Raw genomic sequence first — 21553 nt, 5'->3', positions numbered from 1 at the left:
TTCTCTGGGAATGAAACGGCGGCTGGATATAGCTGCAGCTTTGTTGGGTGACACGGACTTGCTAGTTTTCGATGAGCCAGCAAATGGGTTGGACCCGCTGGGCATTGAGAGCATATGGACCCTTATCGGCCGATTGAATCGAGAGCAGGGTAAGACCATGCTCATCTCTAGTCATGATTTGGATGAGTTGGCATCGGTTGCAACAAGCTGCCTGTTTCTTCATGACGGCGAACTGCTGAAAAAGGAATCGATGGACGTCATAAGGGATGAGGCGCCATCCCTAAAAGAGTATTACAGGCGCTTGATGAAGGCGGTCTCGCTATGAAGCGGGCGATTCATCCCATAAAGGCAGATATGATGCGTTTGCACAGGATGTTTCCGGCGAAGTTTGGTCTTGCGCTTATGCTGGCGTTCGGCCTTCTCTTCGGTGTCTTTCTAAAAAGCGGAACAACGTTGCTAGCCTTTGGCAATAGCGTTTGCGGGGAGGATATTGGTTTCATCTGGAATGTAATCGATCCTACTGCGCCTGATGAGTCCCTTGTGCGCAGTGCTTTTGCCGGTACCTCCCTGTTCGTTCCACTCATCGTTTGCCTGGCGATTTTACAGGAGCGCGGCTATGAAGAGGGATGCCGAATTTCTTCAGCAAGAGGTCTTGCCCGCTTTAACGGGGCTCTGGCACATGTACTTTCGTCTGCTTTAATAATCGGCGCAACATATAGTGCGCTTTGCCTTCTTCTGTTTGCAATAGCGATAACACGTGGAGGGCAAAACTATGCGCATAGCATGCTGGCTGCATTTTTGCCCGCAATGATGATTAACGCCGTATTGGTGATATCGGTTGCGTTGGAGACGGTGACCATCTATCGGATTACAAGCAGCGCCGTATTGAGCGGGGCTGTGGTAATAATCGGATTTGTCATGAGCTTGACGCTCTACGGAACTTACCTTCAGGCACCTATACCATCCTTGCGATGGATCTTCTTCCTTCCGGGGCCGTACCTTGGAGTCGGATGTGCCCTTGGGTATAGCGATATGGGACAGCTGACGCTTCTGGGATATGGCGTGGCAGCCAGCTGTCTATCGGTATTGATTTACGCTCTCGTGAGCTTTCGCGCTGGGGGTGTGCTCAATGGCTCGTCAGATTAAAAGACTTCTCCAGTCAGAATTGAAGCATGTGAGCAAATGGGCGTACGCCTTAATCCTGGTAATTTATGCGTACATGGTGATATTGCAGCTTAGTTCTTTCCCGATGTGGTTCTGTAGCCTCCGTGAGAACAGTTTCTTGGGTTTTTTCCCAGACCCGACGCTTCGGCTATCGGCGGAGGATGTCCTTCTATTTGGCAATGCAGAGGTTTTTCGCGGTCTGCTGTTCAACGTAGCCCCGTTGGCCCATGCATTGTTCTTTCCGTTCATCGCGGCTTGCATTGTGCCGCGCTTTGTCAGTTCGGGCTTTGTCGAGGAACCGTGGGGGTTGTCGGAGGCTCGGGGAGGGAAGCGTGTGTGCGCTATCGTTGCGCGAGTGGTGCTATCTTCTTTTGCCCTTTTGGGCGCGTTTGTCCTGTCGAGTGTCGTTTTGTACTGTCTTAACTGCGCAATCGTTTCGGATGCTCAGCAGTATTTCAACCTGCATGTATTTTGCTATCGACTTGTTCTTGCTGCCGCTGCCTGCCTTGCATACGTGGTTTCTTGCGTAATCGTTGTTTCCTATTTTGGGTCCGGCTTCGGTCCGATTGGCATGCTGTTGCTTGTCAACGTCGTAGCGATCTACATACAGATCGGGGCCAATTCCATGCTTCCGCTTCCAGCCTCGATGCTCATGTGGATTTGCGGCGTGACCCCGTTGGGGAATGGTCAATGCATCTCGATTTTAATTGACTGCCTCATAAACGTAGCAAGCGTTTTTATCATTTGCTTTACTGTCGACCGATTGCGGTCGAGATTTCTCTGATTGTTTGTGAGGGATAATCATACCGAGCATATCAAATACAGGGGGGCGGGCACCGTAGCTGGTGTCCGCCCCCCGGCTTAGGAGGCTTTAACCTGAGTGGTTCGCGAGCTAGCGGGCCTGCTTTACCTTTGCCGCCGCCTCGACAAACGACTTCCACAGGTTAAAGTCGGTTTCGAGCGTCTTCCACGTGTACTCGGGATGCCATTGCACGCCTAGACAGAATGGTTGGCCTTCGACCTCGATGCACTCGGGAACACCGTCGGTTGCCTTGGCGACCAAGCGCGTGCTTTTACCCAGACGATCGACGCAGCAGTGATGTGCTGAGTTGGTCTGGATCAGTCTGTGGCCGCCAAGCGCGCGCTCCAGCAGCGAGCCCGGCATGACCTCGACAGGGTGCACGGGATCGTTGAGCACGTGGGTATGGCGCCACTGTGTGCGGCCCTCGCGAGCGCCCAGGCTCGGCACGTCCATGCACAGAGTGCCGCCAGTGGCGACATTGAGCAACTGCGTGCCGCGGCAGGTGGTAAAGAGCGGCTTTTTGGCGCGGAGCACCTCGCCGACCAGCTTAAACTCAAAGCTATCGCGGATCTCACAGCAGAGGGTGGGGTCGTAGGGTCGATCATCGCCCCAACGTTTGGGATTGACATCGGGGCCGCCGGGAATGGCGATGCCGTCGGCGATATCGACGTAATGACGGATGACCTCAATGTCCTCGGTGATGGACATCTGCAGCGGCAGGCCGCCGGCGGCAAGGATGGCATCGACAAAGACACTTGCGATTTCCTCGTTGGGGGAGAGCGTCTCGCTTAAAAACGGCTTTGCCTCTTCCCAACGCGGCGCGACGAGGATGAGTGGGCGGTCGGTGGGGGCGACGTCGACATGTGGGGTATAGGACGATGAAGTGCGAGTTCCGATCATAGGTGTTGCTTTCGAATCTAAAGGTGACAGGGCGCATGAGAGACGTAGGACAACACTTTCAATGGATTTGTCCCACGGGGTGGCTGGCTAGTGGCCCTTAATGGAGTTGAGGAAGTCCTGGGCGCGCTTGGTCTGGGGGTGGTCGAAGAACCCGTCGGGCGTGCCGGTTTCCACGATCTGGCCATCGGCCATAAACACGACACGGTCGGCCACGCGGCGGGCAAAGTTCATCTCGTGCGTAATGACGATCATCGTCATGCCCTGCTGCGCCAAGCGCACCATGACCTCGAGCACCTCATTGATCATCTCGGGGTCAAGGGCACTCGTGGGCTCATCGAAGAGCATGGCCTTGGGCTGCATGGCAAGAGAACGGGCGATGGCCACGCGCTGCTGCTGGCCGCCCGAAAGCTGTGCGGGTACCTTGTCGGCCTGCTCGGCCACGCCCACGCGGCTCAGCAGGTCCATGGCGCGCTCACGAGCCTCCTCCTTGGACACGCCCAGCACATCGACCGGTCCCAGCATGACGTTCTGCAGTACCGTCATATGTGCAAACAGGTTGAACTGTTGGAACACCATGCCCAGCTCAGCACGCATGCGGGCAAGGTCTTTGCCTTCCTGCGGCAGGGGCTCGCCCTCGATGAGGATCTCGCCCGAGTCGATGGTTTCCAGGCGATTGATGGTGCGGCACATGGTCGACTTGCCCGAGCCCGAGGGGCCGATCACCACGACGACTTCGCCGCGGTCGACCGAGAGATTGATGTCGTTGAGGACGTGCAGGTCGCCGTAGTGCTTATCGACGTGCCTGAGCTCGATCAGCGGCTGATTGCCGGTGGAAGAGGTGCTCTGTGCCATGGTGCTCGGCTCCTTATGACTCGAAATGGTAAAGCGTTAGCGGATGATGGTCGCGCCGGTCTTGTGCGAAACGTAGACAGCGGCCTTGTTGATCGCGACGTTGATGAGGATGTAGATGACCGCGATCACCAGATAGACCGATACGAGCGCGTCGTAGTTGGTGATGAGCACGCGGGCATTTTGCATGAGGTCGGGGTAGCTCACCACATAGGCGACGGTGGTGTCTTTGACTACGACCACGAGCTGCGAAATCAACGACGGAATGATAAACCGAATCGCCTGGGGCAATACGATTTTAAAGGTGATTTTGGCCTTGGAGAGACCGAGCGCCTGGGCTGCCTCGACCTGACCGCGCGGCACGGCGTTGACGCCGGCGCGGAAGATCTCGGCAAGTACGCCGGCTGCAGCGAGCGCGACGGGAAGCGTGAGCATCCAAAACGACGGCAGTGAAATCTTGTACTGAGGCAGCACCAAAAAGAAGAAGTAGATGAACAGCAGGCTCGGCACGCCACGGAAGAAATCGGTGAGCACGCGGCAGGCCAGCTGCAGCGGCTTGATGTCGCTGGTACGGCCGAGCATGAGGGCTAAGCCCAGCACCAGTGCGATGGCGCCGGCGGTGAGCGCGACCTTTACCGTGCCCTCAAAACCGGCAAGCAGGAACTTCCAGGTGGTGAGGTGCGTAAAGAAGTACCAGTAATGGACCGAAAGCTGGCCGGTCACATAAAAGCGCTGCAGTACCAGAGCGATGAGCGCGGCCACGGCAACAAGCGAGATGGCGGTGCCGACGCGAATCTTGGCGCGCATCTTGGGGCCGGGAGCCTCGTAGAGCGCATCGCGCATGGTGAGCGCGGAGGTGGAGTGCTTGCTCATCGGAGGATCCTCACCTTCTTATCGATATAGTTGCCAATGTGGCTCACCACAAAGGCCGTGCCCAGGTAGCCGAGCGCCGAGATAAAGAACGCGGCGACGCCGCCGAGCGAGCGCGTGTTGATGTAGCTCACCACGCCGGTGAGCTCCTGCGGTTTAAGCGGCACCTGACTGCCGAGTGCGGTGGTGAGCATGACGGCGATAAAGAGGTTGGTCATGGGCAGCACGCTCGAGCGCAGCGCCTGCGGAATCACGATCTTGGCGAGGATACGGCTGAAGCTCATGCCGAGCGAACGTGCGGCTTCCACCTGGCCGACGCCGACGGTGTTGATGCCGCTCATAAAGTTCTCGGAGCCAAAGGCCGAGCCCAAAAGGACCGTGGCGACGATAACGCAGGTGCGGTAGGGCAGGACGACCTTGAGCGGCGGCAGCGCATAGACGACGATGATGAGCAGTGCGATGCCGGGGATGTTACGGAAGACCTGGACATACAGGTCGCCAAAGACGCGCAGCGGCTTGAGCGGCGACACGCGCATCACGGTGGCGGCGACGGCCAGCACCATGGCGATGGCAAACGACTCAAGCGTCATGCCCCAGGTTGCTAGCAACGCGTCGATATAGTTCTGGCCATAGAGCGACCAGAGCTCGGAGAGACTCATGCGGACCTCCCGCCGATAAGGAAAGGGGCTCCCGTGTGTACGGAAGCCCCGACAACTCAGTGAGGAAACAGTTTACCGCAATAAAGCGCATCATGCGTTTCCGTATGGTTTCGTTGCGGTCGTTACCAGGCTCGCTGCCTAGGCGCCGATCTCGGGCAGCTCGGGAATATTGGTGTCGCCCGTACGGTCGCCAATGCAGATCTGCCACAGCTTGGTCCAGGTGCCGTCATCCTCGATCTTCTTGAGGAAGTCGTTGACAAAGGCGACGCCGTCGGAATCGAGCGGCAGACCGATGCCATAGGGCTCCTTGCTGCCGAAGGGCTTGCCGGCGATCTTGTACTTACCGGGCTCGCGGACCAGGGCGCTCTGCTGCATGTTGTTATCGATGACGTAGGCGTCAACGCGGCCCTGCTGGAGTGCCTGGCGGGCCTCCTCGTCGGTCTTGAACTCCTGCTGGCTGGCCTTGGGAGCGAACTCCTCCAGGATGGCGGGGCCGTTGGAGCCGGACTGGACGGCGACGTTCTTGTCGGCCAGGTCGTCGACGCTCTTGATGTCGTCGTTATCGGCGAGCACCAGGATGGCCTGCTGGGTGTAGTAGTAGGGGCCGGCGAAGGAGACGAGCTTCTTGCGCTCGTCGGTGATGGTGTAGGTGGCAAAGACGGCGTCGACCTGGCCGTTCTGCAGGACGGACTCGCGCGTGTCCGAGGTCACCTGGGTGATCTCGACCTTGTTCTCGCCCAGAATGTAGTTGGACAGAAGCTGCGCGATGCCGGCATCGAAGCCGCGGGTCTGACCGTCTTTCTCGTTGAGGAGGGAGAAGAGCGTGGAGGTCTGAACGCCACCGATCTTAAAGACGCCGGCGTCCTTGACGGCCGTCGCCCAGGTGCTGGCGGCGATGGCGTCGTCATCGGCCTTGGGGCCGTTGTCGACGAGCTTGTCGAATGCCTTGGCGTCGAGCGTGGTGGAAGCCTCGGTATCTTCGGAGCTCTTGGAGGAGCCGGCGGCGGAACCCTTGTCAGCCTCGGCGCTGGTGTCGGAGCAGCCGGCAAGACCAAGGCCGGCGACGGTTGCGAAGGTGGCGGCGACAAAGCCGCGGCGGTCGAGAACGACCTGCTGGGAGAGGTTCTTGCTCATGGTAGAACACCTTTCTCAATAAAATCCCTAGCGGTTGAGTAGAGTTATACCCTATTGCGCTCAGACGGGTCAACACGAAATAACTCAGAAACATACTTACCTTATGGGTTATTGTACCTACCAAAAAGGGACAGGTTTATTTTGGCAGGTTTTATCTGGGCAAACGCCGATTATTACAGCTGAGATAGCGCTTTGTCGACGGCATGATTGCTCGCAGCGGTCGCTATAATGGCGGCAGCGCGACACATATATAAGTAAGGAGATCGCGTATGAACGGTTATTCGTTTTTCGCACCGACCAAGGTGTTGTTTGGCGCGGGCAAGCTGAGCGAGCTGGGCGCGCAGAAGCTACCCGGCACCAAAGCGCTCATCGTTACCACCGGCGGTAACTCGGTCAAGCGCTTTGGATATCTGGGACGTTTGGAGGCCGAGCTCGATCGCGCCGGCGTGGCGCATGAGCTGTTCGATCGCATTGAGCCCAACCCTCTGCGCGAGACCGTTAACGCGGGTGGCTGGATGGCGCGTACCCATGGCTGTGATTTTGTGTTGGCGCTCGGCGGCGGTTCGGTCATGGACGGCAGCAAGGGGATCTGCGCGGTGGCGGCCAACCCGCATACGGACGCCGAGGGCAACGAGTGTCCCGGTGACATCTGGGACTTTGTCAATGGCGGCACCGCGCTTGGCCTGCCCATCCCCAACGATCCGTTACCGCTTGTTTGCGTAACCACCACGGCGGGTACCGGCTCCGAGGTCGATGCGGGCGGTGTCCTGTCCTGCGAGGACAATGACGAGAAGCTCCGTCTGGGCGATCCGCGCCTGTTTCCGGTGCTTTCGATCGTTGATCCCGAGCTCATGGCGAGCGTCCCGGCGCGTCTGACTGCCTATCAGGGATTCGACGCCCTGTTCCATTGCGTTGAGTGCTACATCTCAAATACCAACACGCCCATGGGTGATATGGTTTGCCGCGAAGGCATCCGCCGTGCCGCCGCGGCGCTGCCTACGTGCGTCAATAATGGCGATGACCTGGAGGCGCGCTCGAGCCTTGCGTTTGCCAACACGCTCGGCGGTTATGCCATGGATGCCTCGGGCACCACGGGCTCGCATGGTCTTGAACATGGCATGAGTGCGCATCATCACGACCTGCCGCACGGCGCCGGCCTCATTATGATCGCCCGTGCCTATCACACGTGGATGATCGATCACGGTGCCGCGCCCGAGCGCTATATCGACATGGCGCGTCTGATGGGTAATGCCGCCGCGGATGATCCGCACGATTTTGTGATTGAGCTCACGCGCCTGATGGAGGCCTGCCATGTGGCCGACCTTGCCATGAGCGAATGGGGGATTACGGCCGAAGAGCTGTCGGCCATCGCGCACAACGCTCTGACGACCAACGGCGTCCTGTTCAGCCACGACCCCGTAACGCTGACCGACCCCGACGTCGTCGAAATCCTCAAGCGAAGCTACCGCTAATTGCCTTGCTACTTTGTCTCAATCTGTAACATCTGCAGCCATTTTTGCCGAGTAACTGTTACAGATTGAGATTTTCTCTTCAGGGGAATTCGAATGTCTCGATCTGTAACATCTGGACGGACAAAAGGTCTCTATCTGTTACAGATTGAGAGAAAGGTCAGGGGCAAAGACGGTTTGTCTAGATCTGTAACAGTTAGACGGGAATTCGGGCCATAGATGTTACAGATTGAGATAATCGCGCCGCGAAAATAAAAACCTCCGCAGGGGTGCTTCCCTTGCGGAGGTTTTTTACTCGTTCAGTAGCCTTACGGCTTCGGCGGCCATGTTCTCGACCGTCATGCCGTTCTGTGCGAGCAGCTCGTTGGGGTCGTAGCGGTCGGGGAAGCCCTTGGCGATGCCGAAGGTGCGCGTGCGCAACGGCGTGCATGCCAGATGGCACGCGACGCGCTCGCCCCAGCCGCCGTCCAAGATGCCGTCTTCGATGGTCACGACAACACGATGCTCGACAGCAAGGTTATCGAGGAACTCGCGGTCAAGCTCGGTTGCAAAGCGAGGGTTGACGAGCGTGGCCTCGATGCCGTACTCGGCAGCCAAGCGATTTGCCACGCGCTCGCCCAGCTCAAAGAAGTCGCCAAGTGCGAGCACGGCCACGTCGCGGCCCTGGCGCACCACGTTGTAGCGAACGGCGCTGTAGTCGGTGTCTTCGGCAGGCGCCAGGTCGGGGCGGCTTACCAGGCCAATGCCCGGTACACGGATTGCTACAGGATGCTCGCGGTGGTCGAGCGACCAGCTCAGCATGGACAGATATTCCTCCATGCAGGCCGGTGCCAAGTAGTGCATGTTGGGAAGACCGCCCAGCATGGAAATATCAAAGAACGAAAGGTGCGTCTCGGACGTAGTGCCAAAGATTGATGCGCCAAACACTAGGATCGTCGCCGGGGCATCGTTGAGGCACAGGTCGTGCCACAGCTCGTCGTAGGCGCGCTGCAAAAACGTGCCGTACACACCAAAGACTGGCTTGGCGCCCGAGCGCGCAAGCGCGGTGGCAAAGGTCACGGCGTGCTCCTCGGCAATGCCCACGTCAACAAACTGCTTGCCTGCCGCGGCGCGAAGCTCAGGTGTAAAGCCCATGATATAGGGCGTGGCAGCCGTGATAGCGACAACCTGCGAATCGTGCTCGATGGCGGCGCTGAGCGCCTCGCCCGTAATGTCGGCATAGGTGCGCGGCGCAGGCTCGCTCGGATGGCCCGGGCAGAGCTTGCGCCCAGTCGCCATGTCAAACGGACCCACGTGGTGCCAGCGCTCGGGGTCGCTCTGGGCCGGCTCAAAGCCCTTGCCCTTGGCGGTGGAGACGTGCAGCACGATGGGATGATCGATATTGCGCAGTTCCTGCAGCGCGTCGACCAGGGCCAACACATCGTTACCGGCGTCCAGATAGCGGTAGTCGAGTCCCATCGCGCGGAAAACGTTGCGCTCACAGGTGCCGTTGCTGTCGCGCAGCTCGGCCAGATTGCGATACAGGCCGCCATGGTTCTCGGCGATGGACTGGTCGTTATCGTTGACGATGATGATCAGGTTGCTATCAAGCTCGGCGGCGTTGTTAAAGCCCTCAAACGCCAAGCCGCCCGAAAGCGAGCCGTCGCCAATGATGGTGATGACGTTGTACGCATCGCCCGCCAGGTCACGAGCGTGCGCCAAGCCGCAGCCCAAGCTCACCGATGTGGAGGTGTGGCCCATGGCGAACAGGTCGTGCTCGGACTCGTCGGGATTGGCAAAGCCAGAAGCCTCACCATAACGCTCCGGATCGATATAGGTGTACGCGCGCCCGGTCAGCGCCTTGTGGGCGTAGGTCTGGTGCGATACGTCAAAGACAATTTTGTCGGTGGGGGAGTTAAACACGCGATGGAGCGCGACCGTAAGCTCAACGACGCCCAAGTTGGGGGCAACGTGTCCGCCGACAGCGGCGGAGCTTTCGAGGATGGCGTGGCGGATCTCGCCGCAGAGCAGCGGAAGCTCGGCGCGATCGAGAGCCTTGACGTCCTCGGGCGTTGTCGTTTGCGTAAGCAGCATCGTTGTGGGTTACTCCATGCGAATCGTGCGCCGGCACTCCCTCGGCCGGCACAATTGCACAAGACAGTCTCGCACATTTTGGCGTTTGATATGTGACGGCGGCGCGGTAATTCGCCAACTGGTGGGGCAAAACGTTTTGTCCGATGCCATACTGGTAGATTCGATGATGATTTTATTCATTGCGTGCAGGCCGCGGCTTGCCGCCGAGCGCCGCCGGAAGGAGGCCGCATGTCCGATACCGTTCGTGCCGAGAAAATCGCGCGCGAGGTCGACGATGCCGCCCGTCAGCTTGCCCAGGCGGGCCGCTTGGACCTGATGCATGAGTTTATCCAACATGGCGATGTGACGGTTTATGCACATGTGACCTCGGTGGCGCGGGCAAGTCTGTCCTTTGCTGAGCGCCTGGGCCGCGTCGGTATCTCCGTCGACCGCTTATCGCTGCTGCGCGGGGCCCTACTGCACGATTACTTTCTCTACGACTGGCACGATCCCGACCCAAGCCATCGGCTGCATGGCTTTCGCCACCCGTTTTTTGCCTTGGCGCGTGCGGAGGAAGATTTTGAGCTGACGCCGCGCGAGCGGAATATTATCGTACGGCATATGTTTCCGCTGGTACCGGTGCCGCCGACGTGTCGTGAGGCATGGATTGTGTGCCTGGCGGATAAATGGTGCGCGCTGCGCGAGACGATTGCCGGCCGTCTGCCGCGCAAAGGCGGCGCGAACGATTTGAACGAGGGCTCGAGTGACGGCTCGAGCAAAGAATCGAACGAAAAGAGGAGTGGGTAGACGGTGGGAACCGCGATCGACATGGCATTTGACGGCGCGACGCTTGCCGCCTGTCCGCTCTCGGCGCTGGTGCTCTCGTTTGCCTTTTACGGGTTTTGCGGCTGGGCGTGGGAGTCGACAGTCTGCGCCATGCTCAATCACGGACGATTTGCCAACAGTGGCTTTTTGCTGGGGCCGTGTTGCCCTATCTATGGTGTGGGCGGCATAGCCTGCTGGCTTTTGCTGCGCGGGATTCCGGATGCCTCGAGCCAGTTTGTTGCCGCGGCACTCGTATGCAGCGTGATTGAGTACTGCGTAGGCGTGTTGTTGGAAAAAACAACAGGCGCGCGCTTTTGGGATTACTCGCACCTGCCGTTTAATTTGCATGGACGCATCTGTTTGTACTGGGCCTGCACGTTTGGCTTGGGTGCGTTGTGCATTTGCCGTTTAGTGGAGCCGGCATTGCTGGGGCTGCTTGACCATCTGCCGGTGCTAATCGTGCGCTTGGCCGCCTTCGTCGTCGCGGTCGCGATGATGGTCGACGCGGTGTGCTCGTTGGCCAGCTGGCGCCGCCTGTCCGATCAGCTTGAGCGTGTGCGCGCCGACCTTGCCGACCGCATCAATGAGTCGCTTGCCGACGCCTCCGACTCTATGCTCGAACGCATTCCCGATTCGACGATTGACTCGGTGGCGCAGACGCATATCCGCGGTCGCGCCGTTAACGCTTGGCTGGCCGAGCTGGGCGACGCGGCGCTCGATGCCCTGCGCGAGAAGGCTTCGATGCCGACGTTTATCTCGGATGGTGCTCGCGGCCTGGCGCTCGCTGCCCGCCGCGTGGCCGATGCCGCGCCGAGCGTGCCCCGTCCGTCGCTCACCCGTCTCCGTACCGGCAAGCGCATGAGCCGTCCGGTGCCGAGTGTGTCGCTCAGCCGTCGTGACCTGCGCTTCTTTAACGCCTTCCCGCGTCTGCGCATCAATCGCTACGAGGGCGTCATCCGTGCCACCGACCTTCGCGACCGCGCCCACGAGCTGTTTCGGCGCTAGCCGGGACGAGCGCCCTCGCGGCTCCCTTGCTCGCGTATTTCCCGTTCGTTTCGCACCCGTTGCCGCGCCGTTTACATGATCGCGGCACCGTTTCCATTCGACAACGCAGCGTTTGACTTATCTCCAACGCCGCCCGCACCGGCGCCGTTGGAGATGGCAAGATTTGGGTCGAGCCGGTCGAGGAGGTTATCCGCATCCGTACCGGCGAACAAGGCCCCACCGCGGTGTAGAATCGACCGCCTGCCATTCGCAACGTTAAAATACCGCAATGAGGCACAAGACTTGCGTTGTGGATGGACAGATTATGGGTCGTAATAAATATCCCGAGGAGACGGTCGCGAAGATTCTCGACGCGGCGCTGGAGCTATTCTGCGCACAGGGTTATGAGGGAACGAGCATTCAAGATATCGTCGACCGCCTCGATGGCATGACCAAGGGCGCTGTCTATCATCACTTTAAGAGCAAAGAGGAGATTTTCAACGCCGCATTTGATCGGGCAATGGCTCCGATTGTTGAGCGCCGTCGCTCAACGCTTGGTATCGGTAATATGACCGGAGCTCAAAAGCTCAAGCGACTGTACGCGCCCGAGTCCGTCGTTCCGCAAATTGAGCTATGGGCTCGCATGCATCCTGCGGCAGATCCGGTAAAAAGCTCGCGGCTGCTGGCGATGCAGTACCAGGGTTCGTTTGACGAGTCGGCCGATGGCTATCTCCTGCCAGTGATCGAGGAAGGCATCGCCGACGGCTCCATTGCGTGCGAATGCCCGCGCGAAGCTGCGGAGGCCGTATCGTTGTTGGCGAATCTTTGGCTGCTGCCGCTGTTCCGTCCGCTTGAGACCAAGGATCGAATGCTCGCTCGCGCGCAATGTTTGGCGCAGATGGCGGCCGCGGTAGGGCTCGATTTGGGTAATGAAGTGCTCCAGACAACGGCTCAGATTTGGGACGTATGGAACCGTGCCGGGTGGTAAAATAGATACCGATAGTATGTAATAGATTTGAACGGGCAGCTCCGGCTGCCCTTTTCAAGTCGATAAATACATACTATTGGTATGTTTAGGGGGCGGACTTATGGCTGGAATGCGGAGGAGTAGCGTCTCGTTGGAATCAAAAACAGTGCGGTCAATTAGACTCACGGAACTTCTGGTTGCGCAGCTTTGTGCGTATTCGATGCTGTCGGCGCTGTGCTTTGCGTATCCGCTTTACTTGTTCGATTGCAGAGGATCGTCAACGTTATATGGCGCCGTCGCGGCGATAGCGTTCGTGCCGGGCGTGCTTGCGACTCCGGCTGGCGGAATCTTGGCGGATCGCGGGAGACATCGCGGGGTTCTTGTGGTGCTCGGCATTGTTCTGATGGTTTCATCACTGTTGTTTATCCCCATGAAACATTCGCTGCCTCTTACCGTTGTCGTGGTAGCAACGCTTTGCGTCCAATATGGCATCCAATCGCTGCTGAAACCGATGCTTCAAATTGAGACGGTGCGCATGACGGGCCAAGAAAAGGTTGAGCGTGCCACTGCGTTGGTCTCGCAGATAACCATGGTGAGCAATATCTTGGGGCCTGTAGTCGGGACGGCGGTCTATGGGTGCTTTGGCATCGATGCTCTATGCGAAACCGCGGCGGCGACGTTTGCGATTTCAGCTTTCTTGTTTGGGGTCGCACTCAAGCAAAATGCCTCATCTGGAATGACAGGGGACAGTACGACTTGCTCGACATGTCGAAACGATTTTCGGGAGTCGATTCGGTACCTGTTTCAAAACGCATCATTGCTCGTTGTATTTTTACTTGCGGCTGTTTTAAACCTTGCGTTAGTTGGGTTAACGATTGGTGCCCCCGTTATTGTTGCAAAGCATCTCGAAATGCAGTCATCCTTCGTTGGGATTATTGAGGTGGCTATGGGCTTAGGTGGTCTTACTGGCAGTGGCTTGGTCGGTATGAGGCCGCATCGTTTCTCTTTCAAGGGCATATGTCGATATGTTGCGATGATCTGTTTTGGAGTCGTGCCGATTATTGTCACGCTACTGAGCGGTCCTGATGAATTAGCGTTTGCTGCGCTTGCGGCCGGCTCGGCATGGGTTATGGCGTGGGCAAGCATTACATCGGTCGAAATCGTTTCATTCGTTCAGCGGTCAGCGCCAAAGGAACTCTGCGGGAAAGTGCTGGCACTCGTTTATATGGTGCTTTCCTGTGCAACGCCTATTGGCCAATTGGTTTACGGGCTCGCATACGATCGATGGACTCCGGCGATTGTATTCGCAGGCATGTTGGCGGTGCTGACGTTGACGACGGTGCTGTTTTATCGGCTGAAAAGTCGCTTGTGGCGATTGTCTTAAGGCGCTGGGGCACCGTGAATGAGCGGAAGCATTGTCTCGCTGCGCCGGGATGTCACTGTTTGGTCATGCCCCTCCTTCGTCTACAATATCGTGCAGACGAAGGAGGGGCATGCCCATGATCAAGATGTTTGCGAGTGACTTAGACGGAACGCTGCTGAACGCCCTGCACGAGGCAGATGGGACCATTCGCCGTGCCATTCGCGAGCTGATCGAGGCTGGCCTGCATGTGGTTCCCGCGACCGGACGCTCGACGTTGCCGATCGGCGAGCATGGCTTTACGGGGCTAGCGCTCGATGCCTGCTGCTCCAACGGGTCCATCGTGCGCGACAGCCATGGCGAGGTGCTCAAGACCTGGACCATCGACCCGCAGATTACCGAGGAGCTGCTCAAGGAGTTCCCGGATATCTGTTTTGACTGTTCCACGCCCGATGGCATGTTCTCGAGCGGTTCGTTCGAGATGCACCAGGCGGGTTTTAAGAAGGACAGCCCTATCAAGCGCATCGTGATGCGCGGTATGCGTGCACGTGGCGGGTACCACGAGGAACAGTATTTCGACCAGTCGATCGGTGACATCCTGCGCCACGATGTGTGTAAGATCAACTGCCGCGTGATCTTGCCCGAGCTGGAGCGCGACCTTAAGGCATATTTGGCCGAGCGATCGGACCGCGTGGTCAACGCGCCGTTCGATCCGGTGATGTTCGAGATCACGGACGTGGCGTGCAACAAGGGCGAGAGTGTGGCCTGGCTGGCGGGCTACTACGGTATTGCCGAGGATGAGGTCGCGGTCTACGGCGACGGCGGCAACGACATCGCCATGCTCAAGCGCTTCCGTCACAGCTATGCCACCAAGAATGGCAGTGACGCGGCAAAGGCCGCCGCGAGCGCGACCATCGGCAGCTGCATGGTCCATGCCGTCCCCAAACACATGCTCGCCACCATGCATAAGCAGAACTCTCGCACCATCATCGAATAATGCGACAAAGGGACCGTCCCTTTGTCGCATGGGAGATGCCGGCTTTTGGCGTATGGGACTGTTCCGCTTTCGCCACCAACAAATTTCGAGTTATTCGGCCTGTCGGAGGTCGTTAAATGGCTAAAGATGCCCTCTCAGGAACATTCATACCTCTAATGGTGTTTGATTTGGTGACGTAAGTGAGCAAATGGGCATGTATGCACTCAAATAAGAACAAAAACTCTCAGATAATCCCGGCGGTGCATTTATACAGATTCCGCAGCGTGGCCGAATAACTCGAAAAATGTAGGTAGCAGTTCGGCGATAAGCTCGGGTATGGCAAAGGAACTGTTCCTTCGCCATACTCGAGCTCCGATCTTCTGAAATGCGAACAAACATTCGCATATCTAACTGCGCTTTGATAGAATCGGTATCGTTGACGGCAGTTCCATGTGCCGGGCAGCGCCCTCCATCTGATGGGAGGTGATGCCCATGACCGATTTGATTGATTTCGTGAGGCTTTTGACCGCTTTGGTCTCGCTTCTCACGATGCTTATCGGGCTTTCCGAGGCACTCAAGCAGCGTTCGAAGCAACGTAAAAGGGATCGCCGCCGCTAAGGCGTTGACCCCTTAATCCAAGCAACGGCGCTGCCCAGCTTAGCAGAACTTGGGCTGCCGTCGACACTATTCTACCCACGAACGACATTTTGGACAATCGGTAATGCCGCTTCAAAAGACAGGCGGGTTGTGGCAAAGGGACAGTCCCTTTGCCACATCCCAAATATTGCCTTTACGTGTTGATGCACACGGTGTGCAATAATACTCGCACTGTGCAATAGCGCACAGGCTGAGTAACAAGGAGGACGCTTGTCCCAGCTCGAGAAATGCGATCGCCGGTCCCTTCGCTCGCAGCGTGCCCTTCGCCAGGCACTTGCCAGCGAGCTTGCCGAAAGCGGCGACCTTTCGCGCATTAATGTCGCGTCGCTCACCGAGCGCGCTGGCCTTACGCGCCGCACGTTCTATTCGCACTACCACGATATCCCCGACTTTATCAATCAAATCGAGGACGGCTTGCTGGCCGAGATCCGTGAGCGCATTGAGCTCATTACCGCAGCTCAACTGCCCGATCTCTATCACAACATCGATGAGCTCGAGCCGGCGCCCGGTTCGGTTGAGCTGCTGCGTTATCTTGCGGCCAACCGCGACTTAATCGGTGCGCTGCTGGGTCCGGGCGGCGACCAGGCCTTCATTAAAAGGATCATCGACACCGCGCGTGAGGCTGTGGTGCCGCGTGCGCAGACGGGCATTTTGGGCCTGGCGCTGGGCACGTTCTTTGACTACTACGTCACCTACGTCGTGAGTGCCGAGGTCGGCCTGATTCAGCGCTGGTTTGAGCGTGGGCTCACCGAATCGCCCGAGGCCATGGCGCGCATTATGACGGTGCTCGCTTTTGTGCGCCCCGGCGACCTGTATGGCCAACCCATCGATATCAACGTGCCGGAATACGGCATGAAGCTATTGAACTTGCAGCTCGAGGACGCGGCCGACACCGCTGCAACCGTCGAGTCCAACAACTAAGAGGAGAGACAATGAGTAAACTCGTCGAGGGCATCAAGGACCGCATGGTTGCTGCCGCACGCGAGGCCGCGCCCACCGTGATGGACGCTGCGCAGAAGGCCGCGACCGCGGCTGTCGAGAAAGATGCCGAGGCAGTTGCCGATGCCAAGAACGCGGCAGGGGAGACGTCCGTCGCCGCCGAGCCCGCTACCGCTACTGAGCCCGTAGCCGCCGCCCACGCCCCCGAAGGCGCGATTTTCAACCCCGAGGCCGCCCGCGGCAACCTACACCTGGGCATCGATGTGGGCTCCACCACCGTCAAGCTCGCCGTGCTCAACGACGACAACCAGATCGTCTACGCCAAGTACCAGCGCCACCACACCGACGTCCGTGCTTGCGCCCGCGACCTGTTCGAGGGCGCTGCGACCGTGCTGCCGACGGCCCAGATGACCTGCGCCATCACCGGTTCGGGTGGCCTGCTGCTGTCCCAGTGGCTCGACCTGGAGTTTGTCCAGGAGGTCATTGCCAGCAAACGCGCCGTCGAGACCCTTATCCCGGCCACCGATGTCGCCATCGAGCTGGGCGGTGAGGACGCCAAGATCATCTACTTTGACAACGGTATCGAGCAGCGTATGAACGGCACCTGCGCCGGCGGCACGGGCGCGTTCATCGACCAGATGGCAACCCTGCTGCACACCGACGCGAGCGGCCTTAACGAGCTCGCGGCCAACGCCACCACCATCTATCCCATCGCCAGCCGCTGCGGCGTCTTTGCCAAGACTGACGTGCAGCCGCTGCTTAACGAAGGCGCCCGCCCCGAGGACGTGGCGGCCTCCATCTTCCAAGCCGTCGTGACCCAGACCATCTCGGGCCTGGCGTGTGGCCGTCCCATTCGCGGCAACGTCGCCTTCCTGGGCGGCCCGCTGCAGTACCTCTCCGAGCTGCGCCACCGCTTCTACCTCACGCTCAATCTGGACGAGGAGCACCGTATCGTGCCCCAAAACGCTCACCTGTTTGTGGCGAGCGGCGCCGCCATGGCGCACGAGTCCAACAAGCTCAGCACGTTCCCGCAGCTCATCGAGGCCATCGACAGCTTGGGTGACACGCAGGGTGCCGAGGTCGAGCGCCTGGATCCGCTCTTTGCCACCGACGAGGACTTTGCCGAGTTCAAGACCCGCCACGACGCCGAGGTCGTCCCCAAGGGCAAGCTCGACGGCTACACCGGTCGCGTGTTCATCGGCATCGACGCTGGCTCCACCACCATGAAGGCCGCGCTCGTGGGCGAGGACGGTCAGCTGCTGCACACCTGGTACGGCAACAACAACGGCGACATCCTGGGTACGGCCAAGGTCATCATGGCCGATTTCTACAACCACATTCCCGCGGGCTGCACCATCGGCCACGTGACCACCACGGGCTATGGCGAGGCGCTGCTCATCGAGGCCCTCAAGGCCGACTCCGGCGAGATCGAGACCGTTGCGCACCTGCGCGGCGCCAAGGCATTCCTGCCCGGCGTCGAGTTCATCCTGGACATCGGCGGGCAGGATATGAAGTGCCTGCGCGTCAAGGACGGCGTCATCGAGCACATCATGCTCAACGAGGCCTGCTCGTCGGGTTGCGGTAGCTTTATCGAGAGCTTCGCCGTCTCTATGAACATGGACGTGCGCGCGTTCGCCGATGCCGCCATCCATGCCAAGGCCCCCGTCGACCTGGGCAGCCGCTGCACGGTCTTTATGAACTCGCGCGTCAAACAGGCGCAAAAGGAAGGCGCCACGGTGGGCGACATCGCGGCCGGCCTGTCCTATTCCGTCATCAAGAATGCCCTGTTCAAGGTCATTAAGCTGCGCGACCCCAAGGAGATCGGCAACCAGGTGATCGTCCAGGGCGGCACCTTTATGTCCGATGCCACGCTGCGCGCGTTTGAGCAGCTCACCGGCGTTCATGCCGTGCGTCCCGATATCGCTGGCTGCATGGGCGCCTATGGCGCTGCCTTGCTCGCCCGCGATCGCGCTGGCGCCGATGGCACTTCGACCATTCTTTCTGCCGAGGACATCGCGCACCTCACCGTGACGCAAAAGCATGTCCGCTGCGGCCGTTGCTCCAACAACTGCCAGCTCACCGTCAACGACTTTGGCGGCGGCAGGCGCTTCATTACCGGCAACCGCTGCGAGAAGGGCGCCGGCCACAAAAAGCAGAAGACCGAGGCCCCCAATCTCTTCAAAAAGAAAAACGAGCTGCTCTTTAACCGCGAGGTCCTGAGTCCCGACGAGGCTCCGCGCGGTACCGTCGGCATCCCCCGCGCGCTCAACATGTACGAGAACTACCCCTTCTGGCACGCGTTCTTTACGCGCCTGGGCTTTAGCGTGCAGCTGTCCGACCAGTCGAGCAAAAAGACCTACCAGGCGGGCATCGAGTCCATGCCGTCCGAGAGCGTGTGCTACCCGGCAAAGATGAGCCACGGCCATGTGATGAACCTTATCGACCGTGACGTCGACTTTATCTGGATGCCGTGCGTGCGCTGGGAGCGCAAGGAGGATCCGACCGCCGGCAACTGCTATAACTGCCCCATCGTCATGAGCTACCCCACGGCGCTGGCGCTCAACATCGACGAGATCCGCGAGCAGAACATCGAGTTCCTGTACCCGTTTGTGCCCTATCACGATAAGACCGAGCTCAAGCGCCGTCTGTACCAGGTGCTCGCCGTCGACCGTGTGGTCGATGCTGAGGCCGGTCGCGGTCGCGTGCGTGGACCCAAGATCACGCGCTCCGAGGTCGATGCCGCCGTCAACGCTGCCTTTGAGGCCGATGCGCGTTTCCACGAGGACATCCAGACCATGGGCGAGGAGGCTCTTAAGTGGGTCGAGGACCACGGCGGTCACGGCATCGTGCTCGCCGGTCGTCCCTACCATAACGACCCCGAGATCAACCATGCCCTGCCCGAGCTTATCTCGAGCTTTGGCTTTGCGGTCTTTACCGAGGATTCGCTCGCGCATCTGGTAAAGCCCGAGCGCCCGATCCGCGTCGTCGACCAGTGGATGTACCACAGCCGCCTGTACGCCGTCGCCCGTTTTGTGACGATGCGCAACGACCTGGACCTGATCCAGCTGAACTCCTTCGGCTGCGGCTTGGACGCCCTGACCACCGACCAGGTGCAGGAAATCCTGGAGGCCAGCGGCAAGATCTACACCGTGCTCAAGATCGACGAGGTATCCAACCTGGGTGCCGCGCGCATCCGCATCCGCTCGCTCATGGCCGCGCTTAAGGACCAGGAGGCCGAGCGCTTGGCCGAGGCCACAGCCGCGGGCGAGGCCTACGAGCAGGGCGATGCCGCGCCGGTGACGCCCTCCACGGATGCCCCCGCGTTCGCGAGTCGCAAGTACACGTTTGAGGCTCAGCGCGAGAGTGCTTCGACCGCGTGGCCCAAGGTGCCCTTTACCGAGCAGATGCGCGAGGAGGGCTACACCATCCTGTGCCCGCAGATGGCGCCGATCCACTTTGACCTGGTCAAAGAGGTGTTCCGTGGTGCCGGCTACAACTTGGAGCTGCTGCCCTCGACCGACCACGACGCCGTCGAGGCCGGCCTGCGCTATGTGAACAATGACATTTGCTATCCGTCCATTTTGGTGACCGGCCAGATTATGGAGGCCATCGAGAGCGGTCGGTACGACCTGTCCAAGACGGCCGTGGTTATCAGCCAGACCGGCGGCGGCTGCCGTGCCACCAACTACATCGCACTCATCCGCAAGGCCCTGCGTGAGAGTGGCCACCCCGAGATCCCGGTGATCTCGCTTTCGGCCGTGGCGCTCGGCGAGGACAACCCCGGCTTTAAGATTACGCCGGCGCTGCTTAAGCAGGCAGTCTACGCGGTGCTCTTTGGCGACGTGATGATGCAGATGCTCTACCGCTGCCGTCCGTACGAGGCCACGCCCGGTGCGGCGAACGCACTCTACGAGGAGTACATGGCGCGCGCTCGCAAGCTGGCGCCTAAGTTCAACCGCCACAACTACACCAAGCTGTGCCGCGAAGCCATCCGCGCGTTCGACACCATGCCGCTCGTGGGCGAGGGTACTAAGCCGCGCGTGGGCGTGGTCGGTGAGATTCTGGTCAAGTTCCACCCCACGGCCAACAACCACGTGGTCGATGTCATCGAGCGCGAGGGCTGCGAGGCCGTGGTGCCGGGCCTGCTCGACTTCTTCCTGTACTCCATGAGCAATGCCGAGCTGCAGAAGGACGAGCTGGGAAGCTCTGCCACTACGCGCGCGGGCATGCAAGCGCTCATCAAGCTCGTGGACTGGATGCGCACGCCGGTGGAGGAGATGCTCGAGAAGTCCCGTCGCTTCGAGGCGCCCGAGCGCATCGGCACCATGGCCGACAAGGCCCGCACGGTGCTTTCGGTGTGCAACAACATGGGCGAGGGCTGGTTGCTCACGGCCGAGATGCTCGACCTGATTGACCATGGTGCACCCAACATCATCTGCACGCAGCCCTTCGCGTGCCTGCCCAACCACGTGGTGGGTAAGGCTGTGATCAAGGAACTGCGCCGTCAGCACCCCGAGAGCAACATTGTCGCGGTGGACTACGACCCCGGTGCATCCGAGGTCAACCAGCTCAACCGCATTAAGCTCATGATCAGCGTGGCCAAGGAAAACCTGCGCGCCGGCAAGGGCTTTAAGCTCGAGAAGGTGGCGCCGCTCGCGATGGACGAGGTCAGCGGCCAGATGCGTGCCCACGATGGCTGCGTGAGCTGCGGCTCGGTCGACGAGAGCGCCGTGGCGTCGGTCGCTGAGCGCCTGGGACGCGGCATTAAGAAGTAGCTTGCCTGCTATGGACCAGATATGAGACAAACGGGTGGTAGCTGTACCGGCTACCACCCGTTTTTGCTGGACAGGGACCCCGAGATAATGAACAGCTGTAGCCGTTCGCGGCAAAATACCGTCCGTTTATAGAACCCACCCCCAGCGCGCGTCATCCTTACGGTTGAATAA

18 protein-coding genes are annotated in these 21553 nt (G+C 59.5%); 12 read left to right on the top strand and 6 right to left on the bottom strand.

From position 1 onward, the window contains the following. The first annotated feature begins 4 nt into the window (after nucleotides 1-4). Genes ACEG18_RS06405 through ACEG18_RS06395 form a run of 3 tightly spaced genes read left to right on the top strand, consistent with a single transcriptional unit; the run spans nucleotide 5 to nucleotide 1948 of the window. Nucleotides 5-325, top strand: coding sequence for an AAA family ATPase (locus ACEG18_RS06405; protein WP_372541843.1), 321 nt, complete (start codon nucleotides 5-7; stop codon nucleotides 323-325). Further along, nucleotides 322-1146 carry a hypothetical protein gene (locus tag ACEG18_RS06400; RefSeq protein WP_372541815.1) on the top strand — a complete coding sequence of 275 codons (825 nt, stop codon included), beginning with the start codon at nucleotides 322-324 and terminating at the stop codon, nucleotides 1144-1146. Before ACEG18_RS06405 ends, ACEG18_RS06400 begins: the two co-directional genes overlap by 4 nt. Further along, nucleotides 1130-1948, top strand: coding sequence for a hypothetical protein (locus tag ACEG18_RS06395; protein WP_372541814.1), 819 nt, complete (start codon nucleotides 1130-1132; stop codon nucleotides 1946-1948). The genes ACEG18_RS06400 and ACEG18_RS06395 overlap by 17 nt, the downstream gene beginning before the upstream one ends. Before the next feature lie 108 nt (nucleotides 1949-2056). Here the strand turns inward: ACEG18_RS06395 and ACEG18_RS06390 are convergent, their stop codons facing one another. The 5 genes from ACEG18_RS06390 to ACEG18_RS06370 form a co-directional block, all read right to left on the bottom strand. Then, the gene (locus tag ACEG18_RS06390) at nucleotides 2057-2866 is read right to left on the bottom strand and encodes a gamma-glutamyl-gamma-aminobutyrate hydrolase family protein (protein WP_372541813.1); all 810 of its coding nucleotides are present in this window, start codon (nucleotides 2864-2866) and stop codon (nucleotides 2057-2059) included. Between the two features lie 87 nt (nucleotides 2867-2953). Continuing rightward, complete coding sequence (locus ACEG18_RS06385) at nucleotides 2954-3718, bottom strand: amino acid ABC transporter ATP-binding protein (RefSeq protein ID WP_117629932.1); 765 nt, start codon at nucleotides 3716-3718, stop codon at nucleotides 2954-2956. Nucleotides 3719-3754: 36 nt separating this feature from the next. Beyond that, nucleotides 3755-4588, bottom strand: a complete 834-nt coding sequence (locus ACEG18_RS06380; protein ID WP_372541811.1) for an amino acid ABC transporter permease — start codon at nucleotides 4586-4588, stop codon at nucleotides 3755-3757. Further along, nucleotides 4585-5244, bottom strand: a complete 660-nt coding sequence (locus ACEG18_RS06375) for an amino acid ABC transporter permease (RefSeq protein ID WP_372541810.1) — start codon at nucleotides 5242-5244, stop codon at nucleotides 4585-4587. Before ACEG18_RS06375 ends, ACEG18_RS06380 begins: the two co-directional genes overlap by 4 nt. A gap of 138 nt (nucleotides 5245-5382) precedes the next feature. Continuing rightward, on the bottom strand, nucleotides 5383-6378 hold the full coding sequence (locus tag ACEG18_RS06370; protein WP_372541809.1) for a glutamate ABC transporter substrate-binding protein: 996 nt from the start codon (nucleotides 6376-6378) through the stop codon (nucleotides 5383-5385). Between the two features lie 269 nt (nucleotides 6379-6647). On the opposite strand from ACEG18_RS06370, the gene ACEG18_RS06365 reads away from it, so the two are divergent. Next, nucleotides 6648-7850 carry an iron-containing alcohol dehydrogenase gene (locus ACEG18_RS06365; RefSeq protein ID WP_372541807.1) on the top strand — a complete coding sequence of 401 codons (1203 nt, stop codon included), beginning with the start codon at nucleotides 6648-6650 and terminating at the stop codon, nucleotides 7848-7850. 288 nt (nucleotides 7851-8138) lie between these two features. On the opposite strand, the gene ACEG18_RS06360 is transcribed toward ACEG18_RS06365, so the two are convergent. Continuing rightward, nucleotides 8139-9920: a 1-deoxy-D-xylulose-5-phosphate synthase gene (locus ACEG18_RS06360; protein ID WP_372541806.1), complete on the bottom strand. Its 1782-nt coding sequence runs from the start codon at nucleotides 9918-9920 to the stop codon at nucleotides 8139-8141. Nucleotides 9921-10148: 228 nt separating this feature from the next. Between ACEG18_RS06360 and ACEG18_RS06355 the strand changes: the two genes are divergently transcribed. The 8 genes from ACEG18_RS06355 to ACEG18_RS06315 all read left to right on the top strand — a co-directional run bounded on the left by ACEG18_RS06355 (nucleotide 10149) and on the right by ACEG18_RS06315 (nucleotide 21382). Then, nucleotides 10149-10706, top strand: a complete 558-nt coding sequence (locus tag ACEG18_RS06355) for an HD domain-containing protein (protein WP_117563835.1) — start codon at nucleotides 10149-10151, stop codon at nucleotides 10704-10706. Nucleotides 10707-10709: 3 nt separating this feature from the next. Beyond that, entirely contained in the window at nucleotides 10710-11729 is a 1020-nt protein-coding gene (locus ACEG18_RS06350; RefSeq protein WP_372541804.1) for a putative ABC transporter permease, read from the top strand. Between the two features lie 304 nt (nucleotides 11730-12033). After that, on the top strand, nucleotides 12034-12696 hold the full coding sequence (locus tag ACEG18_RS06340) for a TetR/AcrR family transcriptional regulator (RefSeq protein ID WP_372541803.1): 663 nt from the start codon (nucleotides 12034-12036) through the stop codon (nucleotides 12694-12696). A 130-nt stretch (nucleotides 12697-12826) separates the two neighbouring features. Continuing rightward, nucleotides 12827-14059 (top strand): MFS transporter, encoded by a 1233-nt coding sequence (locus ACEG18_RS06335; RefSeq protein ID WP_372541802.1) that lies wholly within the window; start codon nucleotides 12827-12829, stop codon nucleotides 14057-14059. A gap of 115 nt (nucleotides 14060-14174) precedes the next feature. Next, nucleotides 14175-15032 (top strand): HAD-IIB family hydrolase, encoded by an 858-nt coding sequence (locus ACEG18_RS06330; protein WP_372541800.1) that lies wholly within the window; start codon nucleotides 14175-14177, stop codon nucleotides 15030-15032. A gap of 471 nt (nucleotides 15033-15503) precedes the next feature. Beyond that, nucleotides 15504-15629 carry a hypothetical protein gene (locus ACEG18_RS06325; RefSeq protein WP_372541798.1) on the top strand — a complete coding sequence of 42 codons (126 nt, stop codon included), beginning with the start codon at nucleotides 15504-15506 and terminating at the stop codon, nucleotides 15627-15629. 249 nt (nucleotides 15630-15878) lie between these two features. Then, entirely contained in the window at nucleotides 15879-16589 is a 711-nt protein-coding gene (locus ACEG18_RS06320) for a TetR/AcrR family transcriptional regulator (protein ID WP_372541796.1), read from the top strand. Between the two features lie 11 nt (nucleotides 16590-16600). Then, nucleotides 16601-21382 (top strand): acyl-CoA dehydratase activase-related protein, encoded by a 4782-nt coding sequence (locus ACEG18_RS06315; protein ID WP_372541795.1) that lies wholly within the window; start codon nucleotides 16601-16603, stop codon nucleotides 21380-21382. Nucleotides 21383-21553: the final 171 nt, after the last annotated feature.

Source organism: Collinsella aerofaciens, assembly GCF_041537385.1.
Lineage (GTDB): Bacteria > Actinomycetota > Coriobacteriia > Coriobacteriales > Coriobacteriaceae > Collinsella > Collinsella aerofaciens_BV.
This window is presented reverse-complemented; position numbering and strand designations above follow the sequence as displayed.

Coding starts and splice junctions, on each gene's coding strand:
- ACEG18_RS06400 (WP_372541815.1), top strand. CDS start 322: ATGAAGCGGGCGATTCATCCCATAAAGGCAGATATGATGCGTTTGCAC.
- ACEG18_RS06395 (WP_372541814.1), top strand. CDS start 1,130: ATGGCTCGTCAGATTAAAAGACTTCTCCAGTCAGAATTGAAGCATGTG.
- ACEG18_RS06390 (WP_372541813.1), bottom strand. CDS start 2,866: ATGATCGGAACTCGCACTTCATCGTCCTATACCCCACATGTCGACGTC.
- ACEG18_RS06385 (WP_117629932.1), bottom strand. CDS start 3,718: ATGGCACAGAGCACCTCTTCCACCGGCAATCAGCCGCTGATCGAGCTC.
- ACEG18_RS06380 (WP_372541811.1), bottom strand. CDS start 4,588: ATGAGCAAGCACTCCACCTCCGCGCTCACCATGCGCGATGCGCTCTAC.
- ACEG18_RS06375 (WP_372541810.1), bottom strand. CDS start 5,244: ATGAGTCTCTCCGAGCTCTGGTCGCTCTATGGCCAGAACTATATCGAC.
- ACEG18_RS06370 (WP_372541809.1), bottom strand. CDS start 6,378: ATGAGCAAGAACCTCTCCCAGCAGGTCGTTCTCGACCGCCGCGGCTTT.
- ACEG18_RS06365 (WP_372541807.1), top strand. CDS start 6,648: ATGAACGGTTATTCGTTTTTCGCACCGACCAAGGTGTTGTTTGGCGCG.
- ACEG18_RS06360 (WP_372541806.1), bottom strand. CDS start 9,920: ATGCTGCTTACGCAAACGACAACGCCCGAGGACGTCAAGGCTCTCGAT.
- ACEG18_RS06355 (WP_117563835.1), top strand. CDS start 10,149: ATGTCCGATACCGTTCGTGCCGAGAAAATCGCGCGCGAGGTCGACGAT.
- ACEG18_RS06340 (WP_372541803.1), top strand. CDS start 12,034: ATGGGTCGTAATAAATATCCCGAGGAGACGGTCGCGAAGATTCTCGAC.
- ACEG18_RS06330 (WP_372541800.1), top strand. CDS start 14,175: ATGATCAAGATGTTTGCGAGTGACTTAGACGGAACGCTGCTGAACGCC.
- ACEG18_RS06325 (WP_372541798.1), top strand. CDS start 15,504: ATGACCGATTTGATTGATTTCGTGAGGCTTTTGACCGCTTTGGTCTCG.
- ACEG18_RS06315 (WP_372541795.1), top strand. CDS start 16,601: ATGAGTAAACTCGTCGAGGGCATCAAGGACCGCATGGTTGCTGCCGCA.